This window comes from Acidobacteriota bacterium, from assembly GCA_016184105.1.
In the GTDB taxonomy this organism is placed as follows: Bacteria; Acidobacteriota; Vicinamibacteria; order Vicinamibacterales; family 2-12-FULL-66-21; genus JACPDI01.
Map to the genome: position 1 here is coordinate 48,202 of JACPDI010000034.1, position 11,030 is coordinate 59,231.

The 11,030-nt window shown below is 68.6% G+C and carries 9 protein-coding genes; 4 read left to right on the forward strand and 5 right to left on the reverse strand.

What is annotated here, in order from left to right; all coding sequences use genetic code 11:
• Positions 1-25: 25 nt before the first annotated feature.
• The 4 genes from HYU53_12780 to HYU53_12795 are packed head-to-tail and all read left to right on the forward strand — an operon-like array spanning position 26 to position 4,610.
• Positions 26-1,141 carry a glycosyltransferase family 4 protein gene (locus tag HYU53_12780; GenBank protein ID MBI2222066.1) on the forward strand — a complete coding sequence of 372 codons (1,116 nt, stop codon included), beginning with the start codon at positions 26-28 and terminating at the stop codon, positions 1,139-1,141.
• Positions 1,142-2,233 carry a glycosyltransferase gene (locus tag HYU53_12785; protein ID MBI2222067.1) on the forward strand — a complete coding sequence of 364 codons (1,092 nt, stop codon included), beginning with the start codon at positions 1,142-1,144 and terminating at the stop codon, positions 2,231-2,233.
• Positions 2,233-3,672, forward strand: coding sequence for an undecaprenyl-phosphate glucose phosphotransferase (locus HYU53_12790; protein MBI2222068.1), 1,440 nt, complete (start codon positions 2,233-2,235; stop codon positions 3,670-3,672). The genes HYU53_12785 and HYU53_12790 overlap by 1 nt, the downstream gene beginning before the upstream one ends.
• The gene (locus HYU53_12795) at positions 3,669-4,610 is read left to right on the forward strand and encodes an SDR family oxidoreductase (protein ID MBI2222069.1); all 942 of its coding nucleotides are present in this window, start codon (positions 3,669-3,671) and stop codon (positions 4,608-4,610) included. The genes HYU53_12790 and HYU53_12795 overlap by 4 nt, the downstream gene beginning before the upstream one ends.
• A gap of 93 nt (positions 4,611-4,703) precedes the next feature.
• On the opposite strand, the gene HYU53_12800 is transcribed toward HYU53_12795, so the two are convergent.
• From HYU53_12800 to HYU53_12820, 5 genes are all read right to left on the reverse strand, one after another.
• Complete coding sequence (locus HYU53_12800; protein MBI2222070.1) at positions 4,704-7,400, reverse strand: hypothetical protein; 2,697 nt, start codon at positions 7,398-7,400, stop codon at positions 4,704-4,706.
• Positions 7,401-7,471: 71 nt separating this feature from the next.
• Complete coding sequence (locus HYU53_12805; GenBank protein MBI2222071.1) at positions 7,472-8,032, reverse strand: CDP-alcohol phosphatidyltransferase family protein; 561 nt, start codon at positions 8,030-8,032, stop codon at positions 7,472-7,474.
• Entirely contained in the window at positions 8,032-9,396 is a 1,365-nt protein-coding gene (locus tag HYU53_12810) for a tetratricopeptide repeat protein (protein ID MBI2222072.1), read from the reverse strand. The genes HYU53_12805 and HYU53_12810 overlap by 1 nt, the downstream gene beginning before the upstream one ends.
• A 5-nt stretch (positions 9,397-9,401) precedes the next feature.
• A complete protein-coding gene (gene hflX, locus HYU53_12815; protein MBI2222073.1) occupies positions 9,402-10,607 on the reverse strand; it encodes a GTPase HflX in 1,206 nt (401 codons plus the stop codon).
• Between the two features lie 44 nt (positions 10,608-10,651).
• Positions 10,652-11,030, reverse strand: a 379-nt coding sequence (locus HYU53_12820; protein MBI2222074.1) for a Sua5/YciO/YrdC/YwlC family protein, incomplete at its 5' end; no start/stop codon positions are given.

Sequence of the window (11,030 nt, forward strand, 5' to 3'; positions counted from 1 at the left end):
TTAGAATTCTGGATCTGACCCCACGATGCGAATCGCGATCGACGCGCGCAAGCTCCACGACTATGGCATCGGCACGTACGTGCGCAACATCCTCAAGCAGCTCGCGCTGCAGGACCGCACGAACGAGTACGTCCTGATCTGCCGGCCGGACCACTGCGCGATGGCGCGCGACCTCGGCCCGAACTTCACCGCCGTGCCGGACGCCTCGCGTCCCTACTCGGTCGCCGAGCAGTTCAGCGTCCCGCTCGACCTGCGCCGCCACAAGGTGGACCTGCTTCACGAGCCCCACTACGTGCTGCCCCCCTTCGTGCCGTGCCGCGCCGTCGTCACGATCCACGACTGCATCCACCTGCGGTTTCCCCAGTACCTGCCCCACCGGAAGCTCGCGCACGCATACGCGCGAATGTTTCTCTGGACGGCCACGCACCAGGCGGAACGGATCATCACCGTCTCGGAAACGTCCAAGCGCGACATCCTCCAGTACTTCCGGATCCCGCCGGACAAGATCGAGGTCATTTACAACGGCATCGACGACCGGTTCTGGACCCGCCCGACCGACGACGAGATGGAGCGCGTCCGCGAACGGTACCAGCTCACCGGCCAGTTCCTGCTGTACGCGGGAAACATCAAGCCGCACAAGAATCTCGAACGGCTCATCGAGGCGTTTCATCAGCTTCGCCGCGAGGGCTTCGACGATCTCAAGCTGCTGATCATCGGCGACGAGATCTCCAAGTACGCCACGCTCCGCCGCACGGTGCACCGGTACAAGCTGCACCAGCACGTCCGGTTCTTCGGCTTCGTGCCCGACCACACGCTCGCCGCGCTCTATCGCCTCGCCGCCGTGTTCGTGTTCCCATCGCTGTATGAAGGGTTCGGGTTGCCGCCACTCGAAGCGATGGCGAGCGGCACGCCGGTCGTCACGTCGAACGTCTCCTCCATGCCGGAAGTCACCGGCGACGCCGCACTCCTGATCGATCCGTACGACGCCGAAGCGATCGCGGCCGGCATCAAGACGGTGCTCACAGACGATTCGCTTCGCGTCGGCCTGCGGGAGCGCGGTTTCAAGCGGGCGCGGGAGTTCTCGTGGTCGCGATCGGCCGAGCGGGTGCGCGCGATCTACGACGAGGTGGGGTCCAGGTAAATGCCACAGGTCGCGCTGATCCACGACTGGCTGACCGGGATGCGGGGCGGCGAGTACGTGCTCGAGGCGCTTTGCGGCATGTTCCCCGAGGCGGACGTCTTCACGCTGTTGCACGATCGCGGCAGCGTCTCACCGGTCATCGAGCGGCGCGTCCGCCGGACCTCGGTCGTCCAGCGCCTTCCCGCCGCCTCTCGCCTGTACCGGCATTATCTGCCGGTCTTTCCGTTCGCGATCGAGCAGTTCGACCTCGACGGCTACGATCTCATCATCAGCAGCAGCCACTGCGCCGCCAAGGCGGTCGTGCGGCCCGGGCGCGCCACCCATGTCTGCTACTGCCACTCGCCGATGCGGTATGCCTGGGACCAGTTCGACGCGTATTTCGGCGAGCAACGCATGGGGCGCGTCCCCATGCGCCTGCTCCGGCGCTACATGCGGCGGCTGTCGCGCTGGGACGCGGACACCTCGGCGCGCGTCGACCGGTTTGTCGCGAACTCCCGGCACGTCGCCGCCCGCATCGCTCGCTACTACGGACGGGCGGCGACCGTCGTGCACCCGCCGGTCAACACCGACTTCTTCACGCCCGACGCCCGATTAGCCGATAATTACCTGTTGGTGGTGTCCGCGCTGGTGCCGTATAAGAGGCTCGACCTGGCCATCGCGGCCGCCGACGCCCTCCAGATGCCGCTCAAAATCGTCGGGCGGGGTCCGGAGCTGTCCCGGCTGCGCCGGCTGGCGTCCCCACGCATCGAATTCCTGGGTTCGCTGACGAACGACGACATCCGCACGCTCTACCGCGGGGCCGTGGCGCTCGTGATGCCAGGCGAGGAGGATTTCGGGATGGTGCCGGTCGAGGCGCAGGCGTGCGGGTGCCCCGTGGTCGCGCTCGCCCGCGGAGGGGCGCTCGAAACGGTGCAGGACGGCGTCACCGGCGTGCTCGTGCCGGACGCGTCGGTGACGGCCTTCGCCGCCGGCCTCCGCCGCGTCGCCGCGATGGACGTCGACGCCGGAACGCTGCGCGCGCACGCGCTGCGATTCTCCACGGAACACTTCGTCCGCGGCATGACCGCCGCGGTCCAGGATTCGCTGAACTGATGGTCCGACGCCAGAACCGCCTGCTCGTCACGCTGCACATCCTCGCCGACGCCCTGCTGGGGATGCTGGCGTTCGCGGCGGCGTATTACATCCGGTTCGATTCGGGCCTGATCCCGCTCACGAAGGGACGCCCCCCGTTCGGCAACTACCTCCAGGTCATGCCGTTCATCGGCATGCTGGTCCCGCTGGCCTTCCAGCTCCACGGCGTCTATCGGCTGCGCCGCGGACGGTCGCGCGTCGACGACTTCTTCGGCGTCTTCATCGGCACCGTCCTCGCCGTCGTTCTCGGCATCGTCGGCACGTTGTACTTCCAGGCGTATTACGTGTCGGACGTCAACAAGGACCGGGGCGTCTACGAGATCTCGCAGCTGGTCTGGGCCCTGTTCCTGACCCTGACGGTCCTCTTCACGTTCGGGTCGCGCGTGGTGGTGCGCGAGCTGCTCCAGCGCCGGTGGCGCGCCGGGATCGGGCTGAAACGCGTGCTCATTGCGGGCGCCGGAGAGCTCGGCCGCCTCGTCGCCGACAAGGTCATCGAGCACCGGGAGCTCGGGTATCTCATCGTCGGGTTCGTGGACGACCGCGCGGTGGGCGATCACATCGGCTATCGCGGCCTGCCACTGCTCGGCACGCTGGCCGACGTGGGCGAGATCCTGCAGCGCGAGCGCGTCGACCAGGTGTATGTCGCGCTCCCGCTCGAAGAGCACGTCAAGATGCTGACGATCATCGACCAGACGAGCCGCGAGGTGGTCGACGTCCGCGTCATCCCCGACCTGCTGCAGTTCATCGCGATCCGCGCCAGGCTCGAGGACCTCGACGGCATCCCGATGATCGCGATCAACGACGTCCCGCTCCAGGGCTTCAACTCGGTCCTGAAGCGCATGACCGACATCGCGATCTCCGCCGCGGCGCTTGCCGTGCTCGCCATCCCGATGGCGATCATCGCCGCCATCGTGAAGCTCACCTCCGAGGGCCCGGTCTTCTACCGGCAGGAGCGCATGGGGCTCGACGGCAAGGCGTTCACCGTCTACAAGTACCGCTCGATGTACGCGGGCGCCGAAGACACGTCCGGCCCTGTCTGGGCGCGCGACGACGACCCGCGCGCGACGCCGATCGGCCGTCACCTGCGGCGCTTCGATCTGGACGAGCTGCCGCAGTTCTGGAACGTGTTCAAGGGAGACATGTCGATCGTCGGCCCGCGGCCCGAGCGCCCGTATTTCGTCGATCAGTTCAAGCAGCGGATCCCGCAGTACATGCTGCGACACAAGGTGAAGGCGGGCATCACCGGCTGGGCGCAGGTCAACGGCTGGCGCGGCAACACGTCGCTCGAGAAACGCATCGAGTACGACCTGTATTACATCGAGAACTGGTCGGTTGCGCTCGACCTCAAGATCATCTGGCTCACCGTCCTGCGCGGGTTCGGCAAGCAGGCCTTCGAATGACACACGGCAAACGGGTCGTCATCACCGGTGTCGCAGGCTTCATCGGCTCGCACCTGGCGGATGCCCTCCTCGCACGAGGCTACTCGGTCGTCGGGGTCGACAACCTGCTCACGGGCGATCTGGCGAACATCGCGCACCTGGCGAACAAGGATTTCCTGTTCATCAAGCACGACGTCACGAACTACATCTACATCGACGGCCCGGTCCATTACGTGCTGCACTGGGCGAGCCCGGCCAGCCCGATCGACTACCTCGAGCATCCCATCCCGACGCTGAAGGTCGGCGCGCTCGGCACGCACAAGGCGCTCGGCCTCGCGAAGGCGAAGGGGGCGTCGTTCATGCTCGCGTCCACGTCGGAGGTGTACGGCGACCCGCTCGAGCATCCGCAGACGGAGAGCTACTGGGGCAACGTGAACCCGATCGGGCCGCGCGGCGTCTACGACGAGGCGAAGCGCTTTGCGGAAGCGATGACGGTCGCGTATCACCGGTACCACGGGCTGGACACGAAGATCGTCCGGATCTTCAACACGTACGGGCCTCGCATGCGGATCAATGACGGCCGTGCGGTCCCCACGTTCATCGCCCAGGCGCTCCGGAACGAGGACATCACGGTCTTCGGGAGCGGATCGCAGACGCGCAGCTTCTGCTACATCAGCGATCTCGTGGACGGACTGATCCGGCTGATGCTGTCCGGCGAGAACGAGCCGGTCAACATCGGCAACCCGCACGAGATGACCATCGAGCAGATCGCCATCACGATCGTGCGCATGACCGGATCGTCGAGCCGGATCGTCCACATGCCGCTGCCGGAAGACGACCCCAAGGTCCGAAAGCCCGACATCACCCGCGCACGCACCCTGCTCGGCTGGGAGCCGAAGGTGGGGCTGGAAGAGGGGCTCACCGCCACGATCGAGTATTTCAGGAAGAAACTCGGATAGAGGCCAGGGGTCAGAGGTCAGGGGCCAGGTACGACCGACGATGGCGTACGCGGGACCTCTTGACCGCCCTGGTACCTGGCCTCTGGCTTCTGTCTAGCTGGCCGCGGCGCTGGTCCTGACGCGCAGCTGCTGGATGCCGCGCTCGATACGCTCGGCAAGCTCGCGCTCGGTGTGCAGCGCTTTGAGCGTCGCCTGCGCCTCGCTGGACATCTCGGTCAAGCGCGCGAAGGTCTCCATGACGTGGTCGAGTACCGCCTTGTGCTCGCCGAGCGTCTCCATGTTCACCTGCACGTCCTGCAGCATGTTGACGATGACGCTGGTCTTCAGCTGGACCTCGTCGACCAGCGCCTTGCGCGCCTCGATGGCGGCGAGCCGCGATTCGGTCTCCCCCGCCGCATCGAGCAGCTGATCGACGTTCGTCTTGAGAATGGAGAGCTGCGCCCGCCGGTCCTCCACGTGCTGCAGGTCCGCCCGCGACCGCGCGCTCACCTCGTGCACGGCCTCGACCTCCTTGCGCAGCGCGTCGAGCACCCCCTCGCGCGCCGCCACCGCCTCGAGCTTCCGCTCCACCTCGCCGGTGAGTCCGGCCAGTTCGGCGAGCTTGGCCTCGTACACGTCGATCCGCCGCTCGGAGAACGCCAGCTGGGCGCGCCGCTGATCGAGCGACTTGAGCGTCGCCTCGAGACGCTTGACCTGATCGTCGGAGGCCTCGAGCTGCTGCGCGACGTCACGCTGCCGCGCCTGCACCCGCGTGAGTTCCTCGACCAGCTCGTCCTTCACCGTCACCGACCGCGCCAGATCGTCGCCGAGCGCCTGGATCTGGCGCAGCCGCTCGCCGGTATCCGCCGAGATGTTCTGGCTGCTCGCCAGCATGTCGCTCAGCCGCTTCTCCTGGTCGGCCAGCTCCGACTCGTCGCGGCGCAGGGCGCTGATGCGCGCGTGCGCCTTGTCGATCTGCGACTTCAGCATCGAGAGCTGCGCGGTGAGCGGCAGCAGCTTGTTCTGCAGCGCGCTCACACCTTCCAGCTTCTGCTGCACGTCCGTGATCTGCAGCGCGAGGCCGTCGCAGACGCTCCGCAGTCCTTCGACCTCCCCCCGGCGCCGGATCTGCTCGTCCATCTTGCGGTCGACGTCACCGCTGAGCGCGTTGAGCGCGTTCAGCCGCACCTCGACGCGCTCCACGAACTGCTGCTGCCCGGCGAGCCGCGTCATCTGGCGATCGAGGTCGTCGGCAATCCCGACCAGGTTCGTCGCCTTCTGCGTCGCCTCGTCGACGATCGACAGCTTGCCGTTGATCGCGTCCATCTTGGCGTCGAGCTCGGGCACGCTGGTGCCGAACGCGCCCATGCGCTCGAGGAAGGACTCGAGCGCCGCGCGGTCCTCGCCGAGCCGGTCGCGCAGTTGCGCGGCGGCCGCGTGGCTCTTGTAGAACTCCTGGATGTCGCGCCGCAGCGTCTCCAGATCCTGCCGGCTCTGCACGAGCGTCTCGTACTGGCGCGCCGTTTTCGCCGACAGCTCGTCGACGTGCGACAGCGCTTCCTGCAGCCCTTCGACCGCCATCTGCTTCTTCTGGAGCTCCTCGGCCTGGATCGCCAGCTCGTCGAGCTGCTTGGACAGCGCGTCGGCGCGCTGCCCGACCGCGGCGACGTTGCGCTCGCGCCCCGCCACCGCTTCCATCCGGTTCTCCGCCTCGCGCAGCGTCGTCTGCAGCGTCTTGACGCGCTGCTCGAACCCGTCGAACTCGCGGCGCTCGAGCGTGAGCCGCTCCAGGTACCCGCGGATGAATTCGGCGAGCGTGCCGCGGTCCCGCTCGAGCCGCCCGATCTCCTGCGCGAGCGCGTCCTTCGCGCGCGTCGCCGTCTCGAGCTGCGCCTGCGCCTCCCGCGCCAGCTTGTCGATGCGCTCGACCGTCTCCTGGGTCCGCGACGCCTGCCGCGCCCCTTCGTTCAACTTCCCGATCTGGACTTCCATGTGCCAGATCATCTCGTTCAGGCGGTTGGCCTCGACCACGGCGTGCTCGACGGTGTGCTTCTGGTTCTCGAGGGCTTTCACCTTCTGCCCGACGTGCTCGGCCAGCCCGTTCAGCGTGGCCAGCCGTTCCTCGGTCGTCCGCGTCAGCTCCTGGAGCTTCGCGAGGGCGCCCATCTTCTTTTCGACTTCCTTCACCGTCTCGGTGACGGCAGTGGCTTCCTCGCGCGCCTCGCGCGTGATCTCGCGGACGCGGGCGTTCTCCTGCGCGAACTGCGACGCCGCCGCGCGCAGCTGATCCACTTCCGTGCGAAGCGCGGTCGCGCGCTCCGCCGCCTCGCGCACATCCGTCGTCGACTGCCGCAACTGCTCGCGGACCTCGTCGAGCGCCGACTGCTCCTTCTTGAGCGCGTCGAGGCTCGCGCGCGTCTGCAGCGCGTGCGACGACAGGCTCTGCAGCGCGTTGCGGTGCTTCTGCAGCTCGCCGTCGGGCGCCGTCAGCTTCTCCGCCTCGCGCGCCGCCTTCCCGATGGTGTCGGTCAGCTCGCGGACCCGCGCGTCCAGCGCCTCGGCCGTCGCCCCCTTCTTGTCCGCCTGTCCGAGCTTCTCGAACAGATCGTCCAGGCGTGCGGCGATCCCCCCCGCCCGCTCCTCCACCTTGTGGAGCGTCCGGGCGGCTTCCGTCACTTTCCCGCCGTGGGCCTGCAGATCGGCGAGGGCTTTCGCCAGCTGCTCGCGTTCCTGCCGGGCAGTCGCAATCAGAACTTGCAGTTCATCGGCCTGTTCGCGCGCAGGTTTGCCCTTCCGGAAGGCTTCCAGCATGGGTCATCTCCGTCTTGGAAATGGAGGCAGTGTCCTAGTTTACCGCTGAGTCGGACCGGCGGCAAGGCCAATCAGCTCTGCTGGTTGATGATGTGGATCCCGTGGCGGACGTAGTGGACGCCCGACACGATGGTGACGACCAGCGACGCGTAAATGCACGCCGCCACGAGCGGCGACGGGCGATTGAGGTAGTTGAAGGTGAGCGTGACCACCCCGGTGACGATGTAGGTGGCGGTGGCGAGCTTGCCCCAGATCGACGGGTGGAACGTGCGGGGGCCGATCGCGAAATTCACGACGGCGACCGACAGCACGATCGCCACATCCCGGCTGATGACGAGGACCGTCAGCCAGATCGGCAGCCGGTTGGGAAACCCGAGGCCCGGCAGCGTCAGCATCACGAACATCGTCACCAGCAGAAGCTTGTCGGCCATCGGGTCGAGCCAGGCCCCGAGCGTGGTCTTCTGGCCCGTGCGGCGCGCGATGAGGCCATCGAGTCCGTCGGTGATGCCGGCAGCCACCAGGGTGACGAGCCCCCACCCGCTGTAGCCGTACAGAAGAAAGATGACGAAGGCGGGGATGAGGGCCATCCGCAGCAGCGTGAGCTGATTGGCGGCCGTCAGCGTGCTCGTCATCACCGGCGCCGCGTGCCGTCGCGCCAGAGCGCGTCGAGGCGCTCGAGCGACGCGAGCGCCTCGGCGCCTGACACCGCGCGTCCAGGCTGAAACGTATTCCCGTCGATCGCGGGCAGCACGCCGGCGGCCACGGCGAGGGCGGCGGCCGGGTAGATCAAGTGGGTGGCCGGCAGGTCGTCGAATTTCGGGCGCGCCGCGCGCCACCTCTCGAGCGCGCGCGGATTGGCGGTCCCCACTGTTCCCAGCAGCCGGCTGATCGCCATGGCGAGGTCGTTGCGCCTGATGTACGCGCCCGGCTGGAACGTGTGGTTCGGATACGGATCCATGATGCCGGCGCGGACGACCGCCATGATCCAGGGCGCGGCCCAGCTCCCGCGCGTGTCGGTCATGACCGGCGTCTCGCGTCGCGTCGCCTGCTCGAGGAGATCGTTCAACCTGACCCCGATGAGCGCCGCAAGCTGGGCGCGCGTGATCATCGGCTCGGCCTGGATGTTCTGAAACTCGGGCGGAAGTTCCGCGAGCGCCGCGCGCTCGCGCGCCCTTTCCATCCGCCTCGCCAGCTCGTCGCTCGGCTCGACCGCGGCAGCCGCCTCGTACTCGGCGATCGCTGCCGTGAACTGCCGCTGCGACTCCAGGACCTCCCCGGCCAGCACGCGCGCGCGGACGTCCGACGGATCCAGTTCGATCGCCTTTTGCGCGTGCGCAAGCGCCGGCTCCAGCCGGCCGCGCCGCTGTTCGACCATCGCCAGCTCGCGGTACAGGAACCCGCTCTCCGGCGATGCGGCCAGCGCGCGCTCGTAGGCGGTGGCCGCCTCGTCGAACCGGCCCGCGTCGCGCGCCCTCCGGGCGGAGGCGACCTGGTCCTCGAGATTGCGGAAGCGCAGCGACTCGACGCGCGCGCGCAGCTCGGTGAGCGAGGGATCGGCGGCGGTGGCCGCCTCGAAGTTCACGATCGCCTCCGCCTGGCGGCCGAGGCCGAGGAGCGCCTCGCCGCGTCCGACCAGCCCGGACGGATAGTTCGGCGCGACGACCAGTCCCAGCTCAAAGCGCTCGAGCGCCTCGCGGTAGTCCCGGCGCGCGAGCGCGACGTAGCCGAGTCCAACCTGCGACGGAAAAAACGTCGGGAGCTGCCCGGTGACCCAGGCGAACTCGCGCTCCGCCGCACGCAGGTCGCCGGCCTGGAGAAAGCGCCACGCTCCGTCGTGCCGCGCGACGAGCGCGGGCTGCTGCGCGAGGATCCCGGGCACGCCGGGAAAAATGAAGGAGGGGTACCGGGGTGCCGCCGCAACGGGCGCCGCGGTTTTCGGGGCGCAGGCCGCCGCCATGGCAAGCAGCAGCGCGGCCGTGACGAGAGAACGATCCACACGCGTCATGAATGATAGGCGGCGAAGCGTGGCAGCACGCGGCGCGGCAGCTCGGCTTCGATCGATACGCGTTTGTCCGACGTCAGGTGCCGCAGCACGCGGCCGTGACGGTACAGCTCCGCGATCGCGCTGCGATCGGCCCCGTCGACGCCGAATTCCAGCGTCACGCGCGCCGTATCGAGCGCGAGTCGCGATGCGATCGCATCCAGCAGTTCCGCGCGTCCCTCCCCGCGCAGCGCCGAGATGCAGAATCCCGCGGGGTGCATGGCCTGGAGCCGCGTCCGCTCGACAGGGTCGAGCAGGTCCGTCTTGTTGAACACCTCGATGGCCGGCACGCGCGACGCGCCGATCTCCAACAGGACGCTCCGCACCGTATCGATGTGGCGCTCGCGTTCGGGCGCCGACGCGTCGATGACGTGCAGCAGCAGTTCCGCCTCGGCGGCCTCCTCGAGCGTCGCCCGGAATGCGGCGACGATCTGGTGCGGCAGCCGGTCGATGAACCCGACCGTGTCCGAAAGGAGGAACTGGCGCCGGTCCGGCAACTTGACGCGCCGCACCAGCGGGTCGAGCGTCACAAACAGGGCGTCCGACGCGCGCGCCGCTTCGCCCGTCAGCGCGTTGAACAGGGTCGTCTTGCCCGCGTTGGTATACCCCACGAGCGCCACGGTGGCGACCGCCGCCTTGCGCCGGCGCTCGCGGAGCTGACCGCGGCGCCGGCGCACGTCGTCGATGTCGCGGGACACCGACGCGATGCGGTGACGAATCCGCCGCCGGTCCGTTTCGAGCTTGGTCTCGCCCGGTCCGCGAGTCCCGATGCCGCCGCCCAGCCGCGAGAGCGCGGTGCCTGCGCCGACCAGCCGCGGCATGAGGTACTTGAGCTGCGCGAGCTCCACCTGGAGCTTGCCCTCGCGCGTGCGGGCCCGCCCGGCGAAGATGTCCAGAATGAGCTGCGTGCGATCGACGACTTTGACACGCAGGCGTTCTTCGAGATTGCGGAGCTGCGCGGGCGACAGCTCGTTGTCGAAAATCACGACGTCCACGCGCGCGTCCGCGCATGCCGCGGCGAGTGTTTCCACTTTCCCGCTGCCGAGAAACGTGGCGGGATCGGGCCTGGGGCGCTCCTGGAGCAGCCGCAGGACGACGAGCGCGCCGGCCGCTTCAGCGAGCCCGGCCAGCTCGTCGAGCGCATGCTCCGGATCGGCGGCCTGCATCTGCGATGAGAGCAGCCCGACCAGCGCAGCGCGTTCCGAGGCGTTCACTTCAGCGATTCTAGCACGCGGTCCCACGCCACCGCGCCCGCGCGCACGAGCCGCGGGAGCTGCTGCGTCACGTCCACGATCGTGGATGGCGGACCGCCCGGCGCCTCGCCCGCATCGATCAGCACGGCCACCGCGTCGCCAAGCGCCGCACGTACCTCGCCGGCGCGCGACGCCGGCGGTTCGCCGGATCGATTCGCGCCCGTCGCGGTAACCGGGAACCCGAACCCGCGCGCGAGCGCCCGCGCGACGGCGTGATCCGGCACGCGAACGGCGACCGTCCCGTCGGCTGCCGCGACCCCGCCGGCCAACTCCGCCGCAGCGGCGGCGACCAGCGTCAGCGGGCCGGGCCAGAACTGCGCGGCCAGGCGGAGCCCG

Coding starts and splice junctions, on each gene's coding strand:
- HYU53_12780 (MBI2222066.1), top strand. CDS start 26: ATGCGAATCGCGATCGACGCGCGCAAGCTCCACGACTATGGCATCGGC.
- HYU53_12785 (MBI2222067.1), top strand. CDS start 1,142: ATGCCACAGGTCGCGCTGATCCACGACTGGCTGACCGGGATGCGGGGC.
- HYU53_12790 (MBI2222068.1), top strand. CDS start 2,233: ATGGTCCGACGCCAGAACCGCCTGCTCGTCACGCTGCACATCCTCGCC.
- HYU53_12795 (MBI2222069.1), top strand. CDS start 3,669: ATGACACACGGCAAACGGGTCGTCATCACCGGTGTCGCAGGCTTCATC.
- HYU53_12800 (MBI2222070.1), bottom strand. CDS start 7,400: ATGCTGGAAGCCTTCCGGAAGGGCAAACCTGCGCGCGAACAGGCCGAT.
- HYU53_12805 (MBI2222071.1), bottom strand. CDS start 8,032: ATGACGAGCACGCTGACGGCCGCCAATCAGCTCACGCTGCTGCGGATG.
- hflX (MBI2222073.1), bottom strand. CDS start 10,607: ATGCAGGCCGCCGATCCGGAGCATGCGCTCGACGAGCTGGCCGGGCTC.